Source organism: Micromonospora parastrephiae (assembly GCF_016802865.1).
GTDB lineage: Bacteria > Actinomycetota > Actinomycetes > Mycobacteriales > Micromonosporaceae > Micromonospora > Micromonospora parastrephiae.
Genome location: NZ_JAEVHM010000009.1, coordinates 48007 through 67399 on the forward strand (window position 1 = coordinate 48007; position 19393 = coordinate 67399).

The following is a 19393-nucleotide window of genomic DNA, read 5'->3' on the forward strand; positions in this document are numbered from 1 at the left end:
GGCCCTGGTCCTGGCGCTCGGAGCAACCCGAACCGCTGCCTCTGATCGTCCACGTCCGCTCGGGAGGCCGTCCGGCACCGGCGGGGCTTGTCAGGCGTTGACCTTGCCGGCGATCCTGACGACCCGCTGAGCCATGTGGTCGAGGGCGTTGAGCTGGGCGTCGCCCAGCGGAGCGTCGTTGCCCCCGCCGGTGACGTGCGAGACACCGTACGGGTTGCCGTCGCCGAACTTCACCGGGTCGGTGTAGCCGGGGGCGACGACCAGACCGCCGAAGTGGTGGATCGTGTTGTAGAGCGCCAGGAGCGTCGACTCCTGGCCGCCGTGGGCGGTCATGGTGGCGGTGAAGCCGGCGTACACCTTGTCGGCCAGCAGCCCCTGCCCCCACTGCGGACCGAGGGTGTCGATGAACTGCTTCAGCTGGCTGGAGAGGTTGCCGAAGCGGGTGGGGGTGCCGAACAGCACCGCGTCGGCCCAGACGACATCGTCGGCGGTCGCCTTTGGCTCGTTCTTCGTGGCGTCGAAGTGCTGGCTCCAGGCGGCGTTGGAGGCAACGGCCTCCTCGGGGGCAAGCTCCGGAACCTGGCGCAGCCGCACCTCGGCACCGGCCTTCTCGCCAGCTTCGGCGAGCCGCTTGGCCATGGCGTGGACCGTACCGGTCGAGGAGTAGTAGATGACGGAGAGCTTGGTCATCGGAGGCATCCTGTCAGCAAGTAGTTGCGGGTGATAAATTTGCTTCTGCAACAACATGACTCTAGCAACGGCCGCGAAGCGGCTGTCGTCGGGCCTGACCTGGTGCGGATATCGCGCTCTTCGTTGAATGCCTGCTGTCGCCAGCCCCGGACGCGGTCAGTAAGGTACGTCGATGGGTAGACGCCCGAACCGATCCATGACCGGCGACCGCGCCACCGTGATCACGTTGGTCCACGGCACGTTCGCGCGCGACGCACCGTGGACCCGACCGGACAGCGCCCTGAGCACGTCGCTGCAGCGGGCGGGCTGCCACGTGACCCGGTTCGGGTGGTCGGGTCGGAACTCTCATCGGGCGCGTTCGGACGCCGCCAAGGGCCTGACCGAGCATTTACAGCGGCAGCTCACCGCACATCCTCGCGCCAGGCACTGGGTGATCGCGCACAGCCACGGCGGGAACGTCGCGCTGCACGCCGCCGACCAGCTGCGTACCGAGCGGGGCCGCGCAGCGCGGGTCACGACGGTGGCACTGGCGACGCCGTTCCTGCACGCGCGCCCTCGGAGCATCACCGGTTGGCCGGTGTTCGTCATCGTGCTGTTCAGCGTGCTGCTGCTCGGATCGGCCTCCGCGACCGCTGTGACTGGCCCGCACTCGCCCGGTGACACGGTGCTGGTCATCGGTGGCAGCATTTTCGCGGCCATACTGGCGCTGTGCTCCGCCGGCGCGGTCCTGCACCGGCGATCCCTGAGGCCGGGCTGGCGCAGCCGGCTCGTCGGCGCCATTCACGCACCCGCCGCCCGACCTGACGAGACCATTGTCATCCGGGCCGCCGGAGACGAGGCATCGGGGCTGCTCGCGGCCGGCCAGTTCGTCGGTTGGCTGAGCGCGGCGGCGACCCGGCTGCTGACCAATCTGTGGTTCTGGACCATCCTCATAGGGCTGCCGCAGCTCGCGTTCGTGGTGGCCGGTTTCGTCGGCCGCGGCGGGCAGTTGGCGGTCAACCTGCTGCTCTACGCGTTTGGCGCACCAGGCCTGGTGATGGTGGCGGTGGCAGCGGCGATGGCTGGGTCAGCGGTGGTATTCGGGATCGACGGCCCGTTCGCGGGTCTGGTCGCGTCCTGCTCGGCCGAGGCCGCACCGCCGGGCACGGCGACGCTGCTCCAGCTTGAGCCGCGCGTCACCTCCACCCGGAAAGGACTCGCGCACTCCAGCCTCTACGACGATGACCAGGTCATCCGCTACATCCTGTCCGCCGTCCGCACGTCATCCCACAGCTGACCGTCGCACCCGCGCAACGCGCCGCAGTACGCCAACACGACCTGGAGCCACTGGCCCTCGCGGTCGGCCGGGCTGCCGGGCGGCGTGTGCCGACCGACAGCCCGCCCAACCGCTCATCGAAGGGTGCCGGTACTAGGCGACCCGGACGGCACCGGCCGTGCCGGCGGAGCAGATGACGAGGAGGCAGCTTTCGACCCGTACGTCGTCGATGACCGGGCCGAAGGCACCCGCCGTGGTGCTGGCGAACTGCAGAACCGTGGTGGCGGACAGGACGTTCGTGAAATAGACCGTCCGGTACACGTACCCCATGGCAGATGGCGTGTGGCCGGCGGTGTCGAAGGAGAAAGTGTCCACGGTATGGCCGTTGGCCGTGACCTTGCCCGTCACGACAAGGGGGCCATTGTCGGGGTTGCCGGCGAGGGCGTAGCTCACTCGATAGGTGGTGAGCAGCGTCGTGGGCAGCGTACGGGCGACCGCACCCGGGCTGAACCCGTTGAGGTCGAGTGACTGTTCACCTTCCGCGGCCTGCCAGTCGCGGGTCAGTCCGACGGTGCCGGTGGTGACGGTCCACGGGCCGAACTGCTGGCCGGCGGCAAACTCCTGGAAGTCGCCGCCGATGACGGGGGTCTCGAAACCGTCGGCGAAGACGGTGGCCGCCGCGGCCGGACTCGCCGTGAGGGCGGTCAGGAGGGCGGACAGCCCCACCGCCAGCGCCACTCCGATTGCCGTGCGATGGGTACGAGGACGTTTCGTTGCCATGTCTGTCCTTCCGACGTAGACACCGGTCGGGGCGGTACCGGGACTCCGCGTCGCGATCGACCACCGGACACTGGAACATCGATGCCCTTCAGTGACGTTACGGTGACGCCACAAAGGCTGGCAAGGCCGTTCAATTCCCGACAGTCGGCCACAATCCGACAATGGCGAGCGTCGGAAATCCTTGACATCTGATGCCCGGCGACGATTGCCGTCCGGCTACCGGACCATCGACGGCCGCGCCCCGCCGGGCTGCCAGCGAGCGCGGACGCCGCGCCGGGCCGCTGTGGCTGTGCGGCTTCGCTGCCTCGACCGGGATCAAGCGTCGCGTCGGTGGAGACTGAGAGCGGCGAGCGTCAGGGCGGACAGTGTCCAGATGATCGACGCGGTGGCGCCGCGTGACGGATCGAGGGCGGCGGTGTCCGGCAGGTAGGAGGCGCTGGCGGCGGACCGGGCGCGCAGCAGCGGGCCTGCGATGAAGTACAGACCGAGCAGCAGGACCACGGCGGGCACTGCGCGGCGGACGACGCCGGCGACTGCCGCCCCGAGCAGCGTGGTGAGCGTCAGATACGCGGTCGCGGCGGGCGTCCAGGTGGCCCCATCGGCCGGCAGGGTGCTGGTGGCCGCCGTCGCGGCGGCCACCGGGAGCGTCAGAGCAGCCAGCGCGAGGGCTTTCGCCGCCTGCAGGTGCCGGCGCCGGGGCATCGCGAGCAGTGTGGTGCGGATCTGGCCGCCCTCCTGGTACTCGGATGCGGCCGCCAGCACGCCGAGCACCAGGAAGCCGGCCTGGGTGTAGCCGAGCGGGGCAAGGGCGGCGTTGTCGCCGATCGACTCGCCGCGGGACTCGGCCGCTGCGTACGCGTACGTCACCATCAGGTTGGCGGTCCAGGTCAGCAGTACGGTCAGGCGCAGCGACGGCAGGGTCAGCAGTTTGCGTAGTTCCGCGCGGACGGTGTTCATACGTCCCGCCTGTGAAACAGGACGGCGCCGACCGCGAGTAACGCCACAACCCAGGCGGTCATTACCAGTCCGGCGGTCAGCGGGGCGATCTCGACGGGGACGTCCGCGCTGCGGATGAACATCTGCGCGCCGGCGATGTCCGGCAGGTAGGCGGCGAGGTCGGTGACCTTCGTCAGCAGGTACGACACTGAGACGACCGAGCTGTTGATGATCAGCAGCGTCAGCGGCACGATGCCGTTGCGCGTGATCAGCGTGATCGCGTACGCCAGTAGCGCGGTCAGCGTCCAGTAGAGGATCGCGGCGGCGACTCGGGCCGGGGCGGGTGTCGGCGCGTGTTCGCCGTGCAGCACCTGGGTGAGGGTGAGTGTGGCGGCTGCGGTGACCGCCGCCTGCGCCGCGACGACCAGGATCAGTGCGGTGGTCTTCGCCGCGAGCAGACGTCGTCGGCTGGGAACGGCGGTGAGCGTGGTGGTGAGCTGGCGGGCGCCGGGTGCGTCCGGCCCGGTCGATGTGTACTCGCTGCTCACGACGATCACGCCGAGGATCATCGGACCGATCAGGCCGATACCCAGGTCGCGTAGGCCCAGGTCGGTCGTGTCGGTGAGGGTGCCTGCGGCGATCGCGCGGCGGGTGTAAGGCGCGTTCAGCAGCACGATCACGGGTGCTGTCAGCGTGCCCAGCACCAGGCCGATCCAGGCGGTGGGCAGGCCGAGCAGCTTCCGCAGCTCGGCGCGGACCAGGCTCACCATGATCCACCCTCCTCGGCGGCGGTGAGCGCCAGGAAGGCGTCCTCGAGCGTGCGATGACCGCCGGTGACATCGGCGAGTCCGCCCTGGATCACGACCCGCCCCTTGTCGATCACGATGACGTCGTCGGCGATCTCTGCCAGTTCGCCCATCAGGTGGCTGGAGAGCAGGACAGTGCGGCCCTCCGCCGCGCTGTCTTTGAGAAACTCGCGGATCCAGCGCATTCCGGCCGGGTCGAGGCCGTTGACCGGTTCGTCCAGGACCAGCACCTCAGGGTCACCGAGCAGGGCGGTGGCGAGCCCGAGCCGGCGACTCATCCCGAGCGAGAACTGGCCGGCACGCTTGCGCGCGTCGCTTGTCAGGCCCACGACCTCGAGAACCTCGTCGGCGCGGCGATCCGGAAGCCCGTTGCTGGCGGCTACCCACCGCAGGTGCGCGCGGGCCGTGCGGGCCCGGTGCGCGCCGCTGCCGTCGAGTAGCGCGCCGACCGTCGTCAGCGGGCGGTCCAGTTTCCGGTACGGGCGTCCGCAGATCAGCGCGGTCCCGCTCTGCGGGCGGTCCAGGCCGAGCAGGATACGTAGCGTCGACGTCTTGCCGGCTCCGTTCGGCCCGAGAAAGCCGGTGACCCGGCCGGGCCGGGCCTCGAAGCTGACGTCGTACAGAATCCGGGTCCTGCTCTTGGTCTTGCTGACGCGATCGATCGTGATCATAAGCCGAGTCAACAGGTGTTCCGGGCCGCGCACATCGGACCGTTCTCGGATCCTGACGGCCGGGTCGGCCCACGGACCGTCAGACCCTGGTCTGAGATCTACAGTCGGGGTGGTGAACGCCCATCCGCGCCCATCCGGGCGGTCCAGGGTCGTGCTGGTGGTTGCCGTGGTGATCAGCGTGCTGGTGATGGCCATGTGTACCGTCGGCGCACAGGGCCCGCTCGCGGTCGTCCTGCCGCCGCTGATAGTCGGCGGCGCCGTCGCGGCCGCGGCATGGGCGGTGCGGCGGTCACGCGCCGACCGAACCGCCTACGAGTCCCGGCTGACCGCCTGGGCCGCGTCCGAGGCGGTGCTCGCCGAGCGGCTGCGGATCGCCCGCGACCTGCACGACATCGTCTCCCATGGGTTGGGTCTGATCACGGTCCGCGCGGCGGCCACCCGGCATCTGCCCAAGCCCGCCGAGGTGGAGGCGGCGCTCACCGATATCGAGGACGCGAGCCGGCATGCGACGGCCGAGTTACGGCGCATGCTCACGGTCCTGCGTGAGCCGTCGGCCGCCAGCCGCCGTGCGCCGGTGGACAACCTCGACGACCTGCCCAACATCGTGCACGGGGCGTCGCTGGCAGGGCTTCGGACACGGCTGACGGTCGAGCCGCTCGGTTCGGTGTCACAGGGTGTACAGGTCGCCGTCTGCAAGACGGTGCGGGAGGCGCTCAGCAACGCCGCGCGGTACGCGGGGCCGACGGACGTGCGGGTGCAGGTGTATCGGGACGGACCATACGTGGTGGTCACGGTGGCGGACGCCGGCCCGTCAGTCGACGGGTGGCTGGCATCGCCGGGCGCCGGACACGGGCTGGCCGGGCTACGGGAGCGGGTCGCAGTCTCGGCGGCACGCTGTCGGCGGAGCACGTCGACGCGGGCTTCCGCGTCACCGCGCGGATCTGGGACGAGGCGGCGTGAACGGCATCCGCGTGCTGCTGGTGGACGACCAGGCGCTGCTCCGGCACAGCCTCGCCATGATCATCAACAACGAGCCGGACCTGGCCGTCGTCGGCGAGGCCGGCGACGGCGCCCAGGCCGTGGCGTGCGCCCGTACCGTCCGCCCCGACGTCATCCTGATGGACGTACGGATGCCGCACCTCGACGGCCTCGAGGCCACCCGTCGCATCTGTACCGACCCGGCGCTGTCCACCGCCCGCGTCCTGGTCCTGAGCATGTTCGAGCTGGACGAGTACGTGTACGAGGCACTGCACGCGGGCGCGTCCGGGTTCCTGCTGAAGGACGCCCGCCCCGACGAGCTGATCGAGGCGATCCGCCGCACCCACCGTGGTGAGTCGCTGTTCGCGCCGTCGATCCTCACCCGGCTCGTCGCGCACTACGTCACGGCGCCCCGACGGGATCGGCCGACGCCGGCACTGCGGCGGCTGACCAGCCGTGAGGTCGAGGTGCTGACACTGATCGGCGGCGGCCTGTCGAACGACGAGATCGCCACTGCCCTGGCGATCTCCGTGAAGACGGTGAAGACGCATATCACGCACCTGCTGGCGAAGCTGGCCGTACGAGATCGGGCCCAACTCGTGATCGCGGCGTTCGACGCAGGGCTGGTGCGACCACGTCACTGAACCCGAACACTACGATCTGCGCCGATCTTCTGGCCTTCCGGGACGGCGCCGGCCGCAGTGCTCGACAATCGCTGCGCGGCCCGTCACTCGTACCGGTACTTCAGCGAGTCCGCCTCCGCCCGCTCGATGTCGGCGATCGTCAGCTCCGGCATCCGCAGCTGGGCCAGCGTCACCTCGGCCGAGGTCGGCTGGGCGTCCGCGGGCAGCCGCAGCCGTCGCGCCGAGGGCAGCAACCAACCACGCCTCCCGACAGCGGGCGGGAGTCCCGGGCTCATACGTACACGTCGAAGGCCAGTGAGCCGACGTCGGTCCGCGGGTGCGACGTGACTCCAGTGGCCAGGGCCTCGCCCAGCGGTTTCTGGGCGACAATCGACGGGTCGGCGCAGGAGAGGTTGAGGATGAGCAGTTTGGAGTCGCTGCGGCAGTTGCTGCAGCAGTCACACCATGCGCGTCCGGATGATCTGCCGGAGATGGCGATGCGGGCGGCGCCTCTGCTGGACGCGCGCGCCCTGGTGCTCTACCTGGTGGACCATCAGCAGCGGCTGCTGCTACCGCTGCTCGGCGGCAGCGCGCCGGCCCGCGAACCGATCGACATTGACGGCACCCTCGCCGGGCGCGCGTTCAGCACGGCGTCGACCTGCGTCGGCGGCAACGGCGAGGACGGTGTCCGGGCGTGGGTGCCGGTGGTCGACGGCAGTGAACGCATGGGCGTGCTGGAAGTTGTCGCCGATGGCCCGCTGGGTGACGACAGCATCGACGACTGCGCCGCGGTAGCGTCCCTGTTCGCCGAGCTGGTCATGACGCGGAGTTCCTACAGCGACACGATCGAGCGGCTCCGGCGGCGGGAACCGATGCGACTGGCGGCGGAGATGCTCCGCGCGCAGCTACCGCCGCTGACCTTCTCGACCGGGCACCTGATCATCAGCGGCATCCTCGAACCGTGCTACGACGTGGGCGGTGACGCCTTCGACTACGCGGTCAACGGCGACACGGCGCACCTGGCGCTGTTCGACGCGGCCGGACACGGCTCCAGCGGCGGGATGCGGGCAGTGGTGCTCGCCTCGATCGCCCTCGCCGCCTACCGCAACGCTCGCAGGACGGGCTTGGACCTGACCGCCACCTACCATCACATCGACGACGCGGTCCGCGAGCACGACCGGTACGGGCTGATCACCGCAGTGCTCGCCGAACTCGACCAGCGCACCGGCACCCTGCAGGTCATCTCCGCCGGTCACCCCAGCGGGATCGTGCTGCGCGACGGAAAGGTCGTCAAGGTGCTGCCCACCCCGACCGCACTGCCCGTCACCCTGGGCGACCGACGCCCGCCGGTGGTCGTCGAGGAAGCCCTCGAACCCGGCGACCAGGTGCTGCTGTACACCGACGGCATCATCGAAGCCCGCACACCCGACGGTGAGACGTTCGGGGTGGATCGGCTGGTCGAGTTCGCCACCAGAGCAATCGCCGATCAACTGCCCCTGCCCGAGACCGCCCGCCGGCTCGTCCACGCGATCCTCGAACATCAGGACGACCGCCTGCAGGACGACGCCACCATCCTGCTCGCCGAATGGCGCAGCCCCGCACCCCCACACTCCGATTCGGAGAGGGTCGAGTCGCCGACCCACCAACCGTTGCGGACGCGGTAGTGACGGGTCTGGGGGTAGAGGCGCCCGCGGTCGTCGAGCCGCGTGATGCGCGGCAGATCCGTGCACTTGACCGCGTCACCCGGCGGGTTCGATACGCAGGACGGCGACGGTGTGGTCGATCTTGACGACCTGCAAGCTCATGGCGTCGTTAATGGTCGCGGCGTTTCCCACCTTGCAGCTCATTGCGACACCGCCGCCGCCCTGCGACGACACGCCGCCACCACCGGAACAGCCCGAAACGCTGTAGCCCGACCCGGTCAGCGGCGCCGCCATCTCGACCGCGGCGGCGGTGATCGCCGTAACCTCGATCGGCCCGAGACCATACCTTTCCGGTACGGTCACGACGTCGCCCACGGCGACCTCGATCTGGCACGTCCCGTCGGCGCACGGCCCGGTCGGTGCGGGCGACGGTGTGGCCGCCTGGGTGGGAGTCGGTGCGTCGACGGACGCCGATGCCTGGGCGTCGGACCCATCTGACGAATCCGCCGAACACGACGTGAGGGCGGCCGACACGACAGCGACAACAACGGCGACAACCGCTGTGGACGAGGTCCTCCGCATCACGGTAGCCATGAATGCAGGCTACCCGGGTGTGACGGTCATCGGGATGATCGGATGCGCCACCGACCGCGCTTCGGGGTCAAGATCGCTTCAGAGGGTTCCCCCGACCAACTGGCCACGGGGCCAACCGTTTGACGGTTGGCCCCACGTCGAGTGGTGCGGGGGTCAGCCCGCGGTCGCGGGCTGTCTCGTGAAACGGTCAGCCTTGGCGCCACTTCTGGTTGGCGGTGCCGGCGCAGTCCCAGATGACCAGCCGCGCACCGTCGTTGCCGTTCCAACCGTCGATGTCGACGCACTTGTTGGCCTGCGGATTCACCAGGTCGCCGGCCGCAGACAGGACGAACTGCTGGGCGCCGGTGCCGTTGCAGGACCAGAGCTGAACAACCGTCCCGTTGGCGGTGGACCCGCCGGCGACGTCCATGCACCTGTTGTTCTGGGACCGCAGCGCCCCGCCACTGAAGGTCCACGCCTGGGCGGCGGTGCCATTGCATCCCCAGGTCTGCAGCGGTACGCCGTCGGAGAAGTTGGACGACGGCACGTCGATGCACTTGTTGTTCCAGTTACTGATCAAGCGGGTGCTCCCGCCGCCGCCGCTGGTGACGAGGCTGAGCCCGTAGGTGCTGAGGATCTCGTTGACCGGTTGGAACCATATTGTGGCGCCGGAACTGCAGTTGCCGGACCCGCCTGACGTCACACCCTGCGCCTGGTTCCCCGAGATCCACGAGCCGCCGGAGTCTCCGGGCTCGGCGCAGGCGTTGCTGCGGCTCAGGCCGGAGACGGCGCCCTGGGCGTAGTTGATCGTCTCGTTGCGGCCCAGAATCGTGCCGCAGCGCCAACCGGTCGTACGGCCTGACCGGCACACCGAGCTGCCGATCGCGGCGTCCTGCGAACCTGCCACGGTCACGTTGCCGCCGGAGTAGTTGTTGACCCACGGCTGGGGCGTCCAGGAACTGTTGGTACGGATCCACGAGTAGTCGTTGCCGGGGAACGACGAGCCGGCGAAGCTGCCCTGCGCGACGTTGTTGTAGCCGAGGGTGGGGCTGCCGACGCCGCCACAGTGTCCGGCGCTGACAAAACCGCCGACGACCGCGAAGCCGACCGAGCAGAGTGTGTTGCCGTTGATGACGTACTGGTCGCCACCGCGAATGTCGTACAGCGGTCGGGGCGCTTCGCGGGTCTCGACGACGGCGATGGTGTCGGCGGCGACGCCGCTCGCCCGGGCGAACGACCTGGCGGCCGGCTCGCCGCCGGGCTGCACCCGCACGACGACGCGGTTGGTCACGACGTCCACGTACCAGCCGTGGACGCTCCGGCCGGCCTTGGCTCCGTGCCGGTCGAGCGCCTCCAGCGTGTCGTTGAGCTGCTTCTCGTTGCGGGAGACGAGGGTGGCGTCCGCGCCCTGCGCGCGTACCACGGTGATGGCGGAGGTGTCGGTGACCGCGACGGTCAGGCGGTCACCGCCCTCCGGGATCCAGGCGCCGGCGAACGACCGGCCGAGCTGCTCGCGCAGCCGGCGCTCGACGGCTGGCGCGGTGGCCTCGACCCGTACCCGCTTGACGATCTGTACGTCGGTGAGGTGCAGATCCCGCCGCATGGCGGCGACCATCGCGGGATTCATGTCCGGGGTGGGCGAGGCGGCCGGCGCGGCCGGAGCCGGACCCGCGTCGGCGTAGCTGACGGTCGGCGGGAGGCCCAGCGTGGCGAGCACCAGGGCGGCGATGCCGAGCAACCTTGGCAAACGGTTCATGGCGATCCTTCCAGCTCCCGGCCACACGTCGACCGCGGACCGGCGGTGGCGGAGGAGGTACCGGAACGGGCACGGAGAGCGCTCTCTCGCATGGGAAGTCTTGCCGATACATCTAAGTCTGTCAATTAGGGCGCGACGCCCGTCGGCCACCCTCGAGCCAGACATGGCATTGACATCTTTCGCTGTACAACCTAGCGTCGGGGCGAATCGATTCGACGTCGGGCCGGGTGTCCGGGACCGCCCGACGATCGATCGCGTGGCGTTCGGGCGCACGGTGTGGGCCACCAACGATTCCACGACCGACTGGTCCCGCGTGGGCAGCCAGACCAGTGGCAGAAACCTGTGTCGATGAGCCAGCCGGGGCGCCGTCGGCACATGGCGTTTTCTGGGTTTCGTCCGCGGAGGTGTGGCCTGCGGGGGTGACCAGGAGTGACGCGTCGTGGCGGTGCGGGGGTCGCCCTGGACCCCTTTCAATCAGTTCGTGCCGAGTGGCGGGAGCCCCATCATGACAAGACGTAGACCCATCCTTGGTTTTCTTGCGACGGCGGCGGTTGTCGTCGTGACCATGGGCGCGGCGGCATTCGCCGGTGGCTTGAGCACCGCTGCGTCGGCCGCGAACGTCGGGGCGCCGCAGCCACCGCCGGGTGCGGCAAGGCGCCCGCGTTGACCAGCGGCCAACGGTCCATCCAGAGCGGCGGCCAGAACCGTAGTTTCATCCTGAGGATTCCTGACAACTACGACAGGAGTCACGCCTACCGGTTGATCTTCGGATTTCACTGGAACGGCGGCACTGCCAACGACGTCGACTCCGGCGGGTCGGACGGGGCGGCCTGGTCCTACTACGGGCTGCGGCAGCAGGCGAACAACAGCACCATTTTCGTCGCCCCGCAGGGCAACGGCAACGGCTGGGCCAACCCCGGGGGCCAGGACGTCACCTTCGTTGATGACATGATCAGAGTGATCGAGGCAGACCTCTGCGTCGACACCACGCAGCTCTTCGCGCTCGGCTTCAGTTACGGCGGAGGCATGAGCTATTCGCTGGCCTGTTCCCGGGCAGGTGTCTTTCGCGCTGTCGCGGTCTACTCCGGCGGGCAGCTCAGCGGGTGCAGCGGCGGCACCCAGCCGATCGCGTACATGGGAATCCATGGCATCGGAGACCCGGTGCTCAACGTCTCCGCCGGACGGTCCCTGCGTGAGACGTTCGTGCGGAACAACGGGTGCACCCCGCAGAACCCGCCCGAGCCGAGGGCGGGCAGCCTGACCCACATCACCACCACCTACTCCGGCTGCCGGTCCGGCTATCCGGTGGTGTGGGCCGCCTTCGACGGCGGGCACACCCCAGGCCCTGTGGACGGCGGCGGGGACAGCGGAGTCAGGACCTGGACCAAGGGCGAGGTATGGCGATTCTTCACCCAGTTCGGTAGCACCGACCCCACGCCGGGCCCCACCACCCCGCCACCGGGCGGCACGTCGGCCCTGCGCAGCACGTCCTCCGGACGGTGCCTGGACGTCAACGGCGCCTCGCAGGCCAACGGCACGGCGGCGATCATCTGGGACTGCCACGGCCAGAGCAACCAGAGCTGGACCTTGACCGCCGCCCAGGAGCTGCGCGTCTTCGGCGGCAAGTGTCTCGATGTCAACGGCGCCGGCACCGGGAACGGCAGCTCAGTGATCATTTGGGACTGCAACGGTCAGTCCAACCAGCGGTGGCGGCTCAACGCCGACGGCTCGATCACCGGAGTTGGGTCGGGCCGCTGCCTGGACCTGGTCGGCAACGGTACGACCAACGGCACGCGCATCCAGATCTGGGACTGCACCGGCGCTGCCAACCAACGATGGAGCCGGAGCTGAGCCCGGCGAACGTCTCGGGAGGGCAACGGTAGGTCCGGCTCGCCCAGCCTCCGCCGGGTAGCCGCGCTCGCCATGGGTCTGGCTCGGCGACCGAACCACCCGGCTCGTCCGCCGAACCACCCGGCACCGATCCACTGGATGTTCACTCACGCACAAGGAGGCTTAGCTGTGCCACTTCGCAAACTGTCCGCCCCCTGGATAGGGGTAGCCATGGCTGTCATGGTTCTGATCGCCGTCGGGATGTACGTCGTCACGACCGTCGCACCGGCGGCCGCGGCCACCACTGCCGGCTGCGGCAAGGCGCCCGGACTGAACAGCGGCACCCACACCATCCAGAGCAGCGGGAAGAGCCGCAGCTTCATCCTTCGGCTTCCCGACAGCTACAACAACACCTATGCCCACCGGCTGGCTTTCGGGTTCCACTGGTTGGGTGGCACCGCCAATGACGTCGCGTCGGGCGGCACCGACGGATCCGCCTGGGCCTACTACGGCATGCTCTCGCAGGCGAACAACACCACGATCTTCGTCGCCCCGCAGGGCATCAACAACGGCTGGGGCAATTCCAATGGTGAGGACGTGACCTTCACCGACGACATGATCCGCGTGATCGAGAACGCTCTCTGCGTCGACACGACACAGCGTTTCTCAGTCGGGTTCAGCTACGGCGGCGCGATGAGCTACTCGTTGGCGTGTTCCCGGCCGACCGTGTTCCGTGCGGTCGCGGCAATCGCGGCCCCTGGGGCGATCAGCGGATGCAGCGGGGGCACCCAGCCAGTGGCGTACCTGGGGATTCACGGTATCAACGACAACATCCCGAGCGGACGGTCGCTGCGCGACAGGTTCGTCCGGAACAACGGTTGCGCAGCGCAGAACCCACCCGAACCGGCGCCAGGCAGCCGGACCCACATCACCACCGCCTACTCATGCCAGACCGGGTATCCGGTGGTCTGGGCCGCGTTCGACGGCGGCCACCAGCAAGGTCCAGTGGATGGGTGCGCCGGCTGTGAGAGCGGCGCGCGGAGCTGGGTCAAGCAGGAGGTGTGGCGGTTCTTCACCCAGTTCGGCTCTACCGTGCCGCCGACCACTCCCCCGCCATCGAGCCCGCCCGGCCAGCAGAACGTGCTGATCGCGGGTAGCCAGTCCGGTCGTTGCATCGACATACCCAACTCCAGCACCAGCAACGGTGCCCGCGCGCAGCTGTGGGACTGTCACGGTGGCACCAACAGCGCTGGACCCATACCGCCAACCGCACCCTGACCGTCTACGGCAACAAGTGCCTGGATGCCAGCGGGGCAGGCAGCAGCAACGGCACCGCTGTCGTCATCTGGGACTGCAACGGCCAACCCAACCAGCAGTGGAACCTGAACCCCGATGGCACCGTCACCGGAGTCCAGTCGGGGCTTTGCCTCGACGCCGTCGGTTCCGGCACGGCCAATGGGACGCAACTTCACCTCTGGGCCTGCCACGGCGGCGCCAACCAGCAGTGGAGCACGCGCAACTAGTGCCGCATCACGCGACGCTCACCACGTCGCAGACGCGCCGCCCGGGTCGCGACCCGGGCGCGCGTGGCCTGAAGGATCGGCGACCTGGTGAAGGCTGATGCCAGCCCACCGGAGACCCGTGCCGGCGGCTCAATGGCCACGGAACGCTTCCTCCAGCCACCATGAGCCGCGCGTGGCGCAGATCTTGGCGTCGACCACCAGCGGCCGGGTACGGGAACCAGCGAGCCAGGCGCGTACCGGCCCGAGATCGTCGACGGTCCGGACGGTCAACCCGTCGCAGCCGTAACCACGGGCGATCGCGGCGAGATCGGTCTCGGGGAAGGTGACCGTCTCCAACGGGTACCCGTCCGGGCCGAAGTGGTGCACCTCCGCGCCGTACGCCGCGTCGTCGTAGATCACCACGAGGAGGGGCAGCGCCAGCCGGACGGCGGTGACCAGTTCGGTCGCGGACATGACGAAGCCACCGTCGCCGACCGCGGCGACGGTGAGCCGGTCCGGCCGGGCGACCGCCGCGCCGAGCGCACTGGCCAGGCCGAGCCCGACCGACTGGAACGCCTGGGTGAAGCAGAATCCAGCCACGTCCGGCACGTCGAGCCACATGGACGGGTAGCCCATGAAGTTGCCGGAGTCGACGACCACCGTCCGGTCGGGCGGCAGCAGGTCGTCCAGGGCAGCCGAGAGCGTCCTCGGGTCGATCGTCGCCGGGGCGCCGGCCCGCGCCGAGGCACCCTCGTCCCGGTACGGAACCGTCCGCCACCGGCCGTGGTCACGAATCCGTTGTGCCAGCTCCGGCGTACGCCAGCCGCCGGTCCCGGCGTCCACGGGCTCCGCGGAGCCGGTGCCCAGCCGACCGAGCACCGCCTCGGCGACCGCCGAAACCTCGCCGGCCACCGTCAGGTCAACCGGGCGGTTCACCCCGAACGCGGCCGGGTCGTGATCCACCTGGACGACGACGGCGGAGGGCGGGATCAGTTCGCCGTGCCGGGTGGTCCACATGTTCAGCGTGCTGCCCCACGCGACGACCAGGTCCGCCGCTCCGATCAGTTCGGCGGCGAGCGGGGTGGCGAAGCCGCCGGCCACGTCGATGTTCCACGGGTTCCCGGCGAACAGTCCCTTCGCCGCGGCCGAGACCGCGAGCAGCGCGCCGCACGCGTCGGCGAGCCGGGTCAGCGGTTCCCGGGCCGCCCGGGCGCCCCGACCCGCGATGAAGACCGGTCGACGTGCGGCCTGGAGCGCGGCCAGCAACGGCTCGACCTGCGGGGCGGTGGCCGGAGCCGGCGCGACCGCGGGGACCGGGCCGGACCACGGTTCGGTCACGGTGCGCTGCACCTCCAACGGGAGGCCCAGCACCACCGTCGCGCCCCGGGCGGCGGCCCGGTACGCCGCGTCCGTGTCCTCGGCCGCCCGCGTCGCGCGTACCCGGTGGAAGTCGGCCCCGACCGAGGTGGCGAGCGCCGGCAGGTCGATGAAGAAGTTCGACCGGGGCGCGGTCGCCTCCGGAGCCAGGACCACCATCGGGGTACGGCTCTTCGCGGCCTCGGTGAGGCCGGTCAGCGCGTTGGTGACTCCCGGACCCTGGTGCACCGAGAGCAGGCCCACCGTCCCGGAGGTGCGGGCGTACCCGTCCGCCATGCTCGCCGCGCCGCCCTCGTGGGCCGCCGCCACGAACCGGGCGCCGGCCGCCACAAGCGCGTTCGTGACATGGAAGTTGCCACTGCCGACCACCCCGAAGACGTACCGTGCGCCGTGCCCGTACAGGACCCGCCCGACCACCTCCGCTACCCGCATCTGTGGTCCGGTCCTACCGGTCGACCAGCGCGAGGACCCGGCACGGGCTGCCGGACCCGGAGACGATCGGCAGCGGTCCGGCGATCACGACCGCGCCGGTCGCCGGCAACTGCCCCAGGTTACGCAGCTGGGTCAGGCCGTACTTGTTCTGGCCGAGCAGGAACGAGTGGCACGGGAACGGCGGGTCGAACGAGTGCGCGGCGCCCGCGTCGGTCCCGACCGTCTCCACCCCGACGCCCTGGATCGGCGACTCCTCGGCCAGCCAGCGGGCGCACTCGACGGAGATGCCCGGGCTACGCCCGGCGTTGGCGTACCGCTCCGGGTCGTCGCCGTACGCGTCCCAACCGGTGCGGTAGAGCAGCCAGCCACCGGTGGGCAGGGCACCGTGTTCCGCCTCCCACGCCTTGACGTGCTCGATCTCCAGCAGGAAGTCAGGGTCGTCGGCGGCGTCGGCGGCGTGGTCGATCACCACCGCCGGGGCGATCAACTGGCTCACCGGGACCTGCGACACGTCCGCGCCCTGTTGACCGGTGACCCAGTGCACCGGGGCGTCGAAGTGGGTGCCGGTGTGCTCGCCGGTGGAGAAGTTGTTCCAGTACCAGGCCGGACCGCGGTCGTCGTACCGGCTGATCTCGCTGAGCCGGAACGGCCAGGTCTGGCCGAACTGCTCGGGCAGACCCAGGATGGGGGTCTGGTCCGAGAGCGGAGCGGTGAGGTCGACAACCTGGATCCGGCCGCTGGAAAGAGCGGCGACAAACTCCTGCAGCACCGTCATGCGGCGACGGTACACCGCGCTCCAGCTCCACGATGGACCCTCGATCCGGTGCGATCGGCGGCAGAAGAGCGCACGCCGCCCGGAGCACGGAGTGTCGCGGTTGCGTGCCGCTGATTGGATGTGCTGATGGATCCGTGGGAAGCAACATTGCTCGTCATCGCCACGATCGGTTCGGTCGCGGCCGCGGTCGGAGCCTGGTTTCAGGAGAAGCGCAGCTCGGCGGCCCAACTCGCGGCCATTCAGCGGAAGCTCGATTTGGTGATGGACCACCTCGGCATCACTCTGCCCGTGGAACCAGAAGTAGTCCGGCACCTGGAGAACGGACGGACGATTCAGGCCGTTCGCGCCTACCGCAAGCAGACTGGCACGAGCCTGGTCGAGGCGAAGCAGGCGGTGGACCGTATCGCCGGCAGGCTCCACCTCGAGCGGTAACGCCGCGGGTACGTCGGCGACGCTGCTGAGCCGGGCGTCAGCCATGATGTCCCCGCATTCCAACGGGAGTTCATCGAGGAGTTTGTCGACCTGCCTCTCTCGCCAGACACAATCCGCCGTACGGTGACGGTCGCTCGCCCGTCATTCCGGCGCCGACCCGTGCCGCGGGACGAGGACGGGCCCGGCGCGGAGAGTGGTCCTCCGCGCCGGGCCGCGACATCGGGTGGGGTCAGCCGGTCACGCAGGTGGCCGTCACGCCGGGGCCGGTGCCGGTGCCCTGGAAGCCGAAGTCGGTCGACTGCCGGCCGAGGATCCGGCCGTTGTAGCTCACGTTGGTGAACCGGACGGTTCCGCTGGTGCCGCTGGCCTGGGCGTTCCAGGTGCCGGTGACCGCTGCGCCGGCGGGCAGCGCGATGGTCACGGTCCAGCCGTTGATGTCGGACTTGCCGGCGGTGACCGTCACGTTCGCGGTGAAGCCCTCGGCCCACCGGTTGACCGCGACCGACGCGTAGCAGCCGTCACCGGTCGGCGGCGAGGTGTTCGGCGGAGGGGTGGTCGGCGGCGTGGTCGTCGGCGGCGGGGTCGTCGGAGGTGTCGTGGTCGGCGGCGGCGGCGTCGGCGGCGCGGTGGTGGGCGGGTTGGGCGCGCCGTTGGCCAGGCTGTAGGCCAGGTCGGGCTGGAACGAACCGGCCGTGTAGCGGCAGCCGTCCGCCTCTCCCGGCGGCTTCACCCACAGGTACGCGTCGATGTTGGCGTCCCCGGTGTTGGTCGTCGGGTACTGCCCGATGCGCCGGTCGGTGTTGTCGTCGCCGCACCAGTCCCCGCTGGCGCCGCCGTTGCGGCTGGTGTCGATGATCTGGCGCTTGCCCGAGATGCCCATGCCGTTCAGGGCGGAGATGACCGAGCGGCCGAAGTTCGCCTCGCCGGAGGTCGAGTTGTAGTTCGACACGTTGGTGAAGAAGCCGTCGGCGTACTGCACGCCGGCCGCCCGGAGCCGGTTGGCCGTCTCACCCGCGCTGTTCCAGGTGGAGTGGCCGCCGTCCAGATACACCTTGGCGTTGGGGTTGGCCGACTTGATGGTTTGTGTGGCCGTCGAGATCGCCTGGTTGCGCGCGCTGAGCTCGGCTCCGCTCAGGCACGTCTGGAGGGCGAGCGAGTCGGTTTCCAGGATGATCAGGACCGTCTGGTTGCCCAGCCCTCTGGCGAAGTTGGACACCCACGTCTGGTACTGGTTGAGGTCCGGCGCCCCACCGGCGCTGGCCCCGCCGCAGTCCCGGTTGGTGATCTCGTACACCGCCAGCACCGGGATCTGCTGCGCCGCGTTGGCGGCGCCGATGAACCCGGAGACCTCGGACTGCACGGTCGACGGGTTGAAGTTGGCGAACCACCGGGCCTGCGGCTGACTCGCGATCTTGTCGCGGATGACGGCGGCACGTGAGTCGCCGGGGTTGGCGGCGACCCAGCGGACGACGGCCGAACTCGGGTCGCGGTAGAGCGATCCGGACACCGTGCCGGCGGAGGCGCTGCCGACGGCGAGGCAGACGCCGACGACGGCGGCGCCCGCGACGGCCGCCACGCTGGTGGCCACCGATCTACGGCGGAGCGAGGAGAGGTTAGCCACGACGCGTTGCCTCCTGATCACATAGATGTTTCTAACTTTATGGGAGCGTTTCCATGGACGGTAGCGGAGGCGCGCGCCGCTGCCAAGACGTGCAGACAGTCGTTGAGGCAGCGGCCGCGTTCGTCGAACTTCCCTAGCGTGCCCGCGCCGCCGAACGACCGGGTGGCGTAGGTGAACATGGCGAACCAGTACGCCAGGGGAAAACCACCAGGCAGGGCTCGGCGTGAATGGGGCCGAGGCTGACGACGGTGGAGATCAAAGACGTGCACTCGGCGACATCGCCGCCGTACCTGCGAGTGCCCCGTCCGCGCGCCGGGTCAACCGGCAGGTCGTGGCCGGTGTACTGGACACGTGGAGGTGACGAGCACACCGACCACGTGGCGCGGTGGCACCGGCGAATTGACGTCCTGTAGGTGACCGGTCGCGAGCGCGCCACGACCTTCGTACCCATTTCCTCTTGAATATCAGTGTGCAGCGATGTTAGGAAGTGTGCGGCGGTGTCGTCTTCTTTTCGATCCTGTTCGATGCGTGTCACCTGCCGCCACGACCTGGGGAGTCCGACATGCCAGACGCCCGACCATCACCGACCGGTCGTGCCCGCCGGGGCAACCGCCCGGTCCTCCGCGCGGCAGTTGCGCTCGCGCTCGCGGCCGGGGGGCTCACGCTGCCGGCCAGCGGTCCCGCCGCTGCGACGCGCCGGCCGCCGCCGCGGT

16 protein-coding genes and 2 pseudogenes are annotated in these 19393 nt (G+C 69.8%); 7 read left to right on the forward strand and 11 right to left on the reverse strand.

Annotation, left to right across the window (positions count from 1 at the left end):
- Nucleotides 1–90: 90 nt before the first annotated feature.
- Nucleotides 91–699 carry an NAD(P)H:quinone oxidoreductase gene (wrbA, locus tag JNW91_RS04100; protein ID WP_407664250.1) on the reverse strand — a complete coding sequence of 203 codons (609 nt, stop codon included), beginning with the start codon at nucleotides 697–699 and terminating at the stop codon, nucleotides 91–93.
- Nucleotides 700–1267: 568 nt separating this feature from the next.
- Between wrbA and JNW91_RS04105 the strand changes: the two genes are divergently transcribed.
- Nucleotides 1268–1966 carry a hypothetical protein gene (locus JNW91_RS04105; RefSeq protein WP_203173605.1) on the forward strand — a complete coding sequence of 233 codons (699 nt, stop codon included), beginning with the start codon at nucleotides 1268–1270 and terminating at the stop codon, nucleotides 1964–1966.
- Between the two features lie 132 nt (nucleotides 1967–2098).
- Here the strand turns inward: JNW91_RS04105 and JNW91_RS04110 are convergent, their stop codons facing one another.
- The 4 genes from JNW91_RS04110 to JNW91_RS04125 form a co-directional block, all read right to left on the reverse strand.
- A complete protein-coding gene (locus JNW91_RS04110) occupies nucleotides 2099–2725 on the reverse strand; it encodes a DUF642 domain-containing protein (protein ID WP_203173606.1) in 627 nt (208 codons plus the stop codon).
- A 315-nt stretch (nucleotides 2726–3040) separates the two neighbouring features.
- Entirely contained in the window at nucleotides 3041–3682 is a 642-nt protein-coding gene (locus JNW91_RS04115) for a hypothetical protein (protein ID WP_203173607.1), read from the reverse strand.
- Nucleotides 3679–4431, reverse strand: coding sequence for a hypothetical protein (locus JNW91_RS04120; protein WP_203173608.1), 753 nt, complete (start codon nucleotides 4429–4431; stop codon nucleotides 3679–3681). The genes JNW91_RS04115 and JNW91_RS04120 overlap by 4 nt, the downstream gene beginning before the upstream one ends.
- Nucleotides 4425–5138, reverse strand: a complete 714-nt coding sequence (locus JNW91_RS04125) for an ABC transporter ATP-binding protein (RefSeq protein ID WP_203173609.1) — start codon at nucleotides 5136–5138, stop codon at nucleotides 4425–4427. The genes JNW91_RS04120 and JNW91_RS04125 overlap by 7 nt, the downstream gene beginning before the upstream one ends.
- A 193-nt stretch (nucleotides 5139–5331) precedes the next feature.
- On the opposite strand from JNW91_RS04125, the pseudogene JNW91_RS33820 reads away from it, so the two are divergent.
- Nucleotides 5332–5676: pseudogene (locus JNW91_RS33820) on the forward strand (histidine kinase); the annotation flags it as partial.
- Nucleotides 5677–6094: 418 nt separating this feature from the next.
- Nucleotides 6095–6760, forward strand: coding sequence for a response regulator (locus JNW91_RS04135; protein ID WP_203173610.1), 666 nt, complete (start codon nucleotides 6095–6097; stop codon nucleotides 6758–6760).
- Nucleotides 6761–6843: 83 nt separating this feature from the next.
- Here JNW91_RS04135 and JNW91_RS31795 read toward each other — a convergent pair whose 3' ends face one another.
- Entirely contained in the window at nucleotides 6844–7035 is a 192-nt protein-coding gene (locus JNW91_RS31795) for a hypothetical protein (protein ID WP_238424330.1), read from the reverse strand.
- 123 nt (nucleotides 7036–7158) lie between these two features.
- Here JNW91_RS31795 and JNW91_RS04145 point away from each other — a divergent pair, with 123 nt between their 5' ends.
- On the forward strand, nucleotides 7159–8403 hold the full coding sequence (locus JNW91_RS04145) for a PP2C family protein-serine/threonine phosphatase (protein WP_203173611.1): 1245 nt from the start codon (nucleotides 7159–7161) through the stop codon (nucleotides 8401–8403).
- A gap of 75 nt (nucleotides 8404–8478) precedes the next feature.
- Here JNW91_RS04145 and JNW91_RS04150 read toward each other — a convergent pair whose 3' ends face one another.
- Both JNW91_RS04150 and JNW91_RS04155 read right to left on the reverse strand, forming a co-directional pair.
- A complete protein-coding gene (locus tag JNW91_RS04150) occupies nucleotides 8479–8976 on the reverse strand; it encodes a hypothetical protein (protein WP_203173612.1) in 498 nt (165 codons plus the stop codon).
- A gap of 187 nt (nucleotides 8977–9163) precedes the next feature.
- Nucleotides 9164–10711: a ricin-type beta-trefoil lectin domain protein gene (locus tag JNW91_RS04155; protein ID WP_203173613.1), complete on the reverse strand. Its 1548-nt coding sequence runs from the start codon at nucleotides 10709–10711 to the stop codon at nucleotides 9164–9166.
- Nucleotides 10712–11374: 663 nt separating this feature from the next.
- On the opposite strand from JNW91_RS04155, the gene JNW91_RS04160 reads away from it, so the two are divergent.
- Together JNW91_RS04160 and JNW91_RS04165 are read left to right on the forward strand one after the other, a co-directional pair.
- Nucleotides 11375–12562 carry a ricin-type beta-trefoil lectin domain protein gene (locus JNW91_RS04160; RefSeq protein ID WP_203173614.1) on the forward strand — a complete coding sequence of 396 codons (1188 nt, stop codon included), beginning with the start codon at nucleotides 11375–11377 and terminating at the stop codon, nucleotides 12560–12562.
- A 210-nt stretch (nucleotides 12563–12772) separates the two neighbouring features.
- Nucleotides 12773–14064: pseudogene (locus tag JNW91_RS04165) on the forward strand (ricin-type beta-trefoil lectin domain protein).
- Nucleotides 14065–14193: 129 nt separating this feature from the next.
- Here JNW91_RS04165 and JNW91_RS04170 read toward each other — a convergent pair.
- Both JNW91_RS04170 and JNW91_RS04175 read right to left on the reverse strand, forming a co-directional pair.
- The gene (locus JNW91_RS04170) at nucleotides 14194–15852 is read right to left on the reverse strand and encodes a thiamine pyrophosphate-binding protein (RefSeq protein ID WP_203173615.1); all 1659 of its coding nucleotides are present in this window, start codon (nucleotides 15850–15852) and stop codon (nucleotides 14194–14196) included.
- Nucleotides 15853–15865: 13 nt separating this feature from the next.
- Nucleotides 15866–16627, reverse strand: coding sequence for a cyclase family protein (locus JNW91_RS04175; protein ID WP_203173616.1), 762 nt, complete (start codon nucleotides 16625–16627; stop codon nucleotides 15866–15868).
- Nucleotides 16628–16753: 126 nt separating this feature from the next.
- On the opposite strand from JNW91_RS04175, the gene JNW91_RS04180 reads away from it, so the two are divergent.
- Nucleotides 16754–17059 carry a hypothetical protein gene (locus tag JNW91_RS04180; RefSeq protein WP_203173617.1) on the forward strand — a complete coding sequence of 102 codons (306 nt, stop codon included), beginning with the start codon at nucleotides 16754–16756 and terminating at the stop codon, nucleotides 17057–17059.
- Nucleotides 17060–17288: 229 nt separating this feature from the next.
- Here JNW91_RS04180 and JNW91_RS04185 read toward each other — a convergent pair whose 3' ends face one another.
- Nucleotides 17289–18647, reverse strand: coding sequence for a glycoside hydrolase family 6 protein (locus tag JNW91_RS04185; RefSeq protein ID WP_309244216.1), 1359 nt, complete (start codon nucleotides 18645–18647; stop codon nucleotides 17289–17291).
- Nucleotides 18648–19393 lie beyond the last annotated feature (746 nt).

What these genes read in the sequence shown, in the direction of transcription:
- JNW91_RS04150 (WP_203173612.1), bottom strand. Translation starts at nt 8,976, where the DNA reads ATGGCTACCGTGATGCGGAGGACCTCGTCCACAGCGGTTGTCGCCGTT.
- JNW91_RS04175 (WP_203173616.1), bottom strand. Translation starts at nt 16,627, where the DNA reads ATGACGGTGCTGCAGGAGTTTGTCGCCGCTCTTTCCAGCGGCCGGATC.
- JNW91_RS31795 (WP_238424330.1), bottom strand. Translation starts at nt 7,035, where the DNA reads ATGAGCCCGGGACTCCCGCCCGCTGTCGGGAGGCGTGGTTGGTTGCTG.
- JNW91_RS04115 (WP_203173607.1), bottom strand. Translation starts at nt 3,682, where the DNA reads ATGAACACCGTCCGCGCGGAACTACGCAAACTGCTGACCCTGCCGTCG.
- JNW91_RS04155 (WP_203173613.1), bottom strand. Translation starts at nt 10,711, where the DNA reads ATGAACCGTTTGCCAAGGTTGCTCGGCATCGCCGCCCTGGTGCTCGCC.
- JNW91_RS04180 (WP_203173617.1), top strand. Translation starts at nt 16,754, where the DNA reads ATGGATCCGTGGGAAGCAACATTGCTCGTCATCGCCACGATCGGTTCG.
- JNW91_RS04170 (WP_203173615.1), bottom strand. Translation starts at nt 15,852, where the DNA reads ATGCGGGTAGCGGAGGTGGTCGGGCGGGTCCTGTACGGGCACGGCGCA.
- JNW91_RS04120 (WP_203173608.1), bottom strand. Translation starts at nt 4,431, where the DNA reads ATGGTGAGCCTGGTCCGCGCCGAGCTGCGGAAGCTGCTCGGCCTGCCC.
- JNW91_RS04110 (WP_203173606.1), bottom strand. Translation starts at nt 2,725, where the DNA reads ATGGCAACGAAACGTCCTCGTACCCATCGCACGGCAATCGGAGTGGCG.
- JNW91_RS04145 (WP_203173611.1), top strand. Translation starts at nt 7,159, where the DNA reads ATGAGCAGTTTGGAGTCGCTGCGGCAGTTGCTGCAGCAGTCACACCAT.
- JNW91_RS04125 (WP_203173609.1), bottom strand. Translation starts at nt 5,138, where the DNA reads ATGATCACGATCGATCGCGTCAGCAAGACCAAGAGCAGGACCCGGATT.
- wrbA (WP_407664250.1), bottom strand. Translation starts at nt 699, where the DNA reads ATGCCTCCGATGACCAAGCTCTCCGTCATCTACTACTCCTCGACCGGT.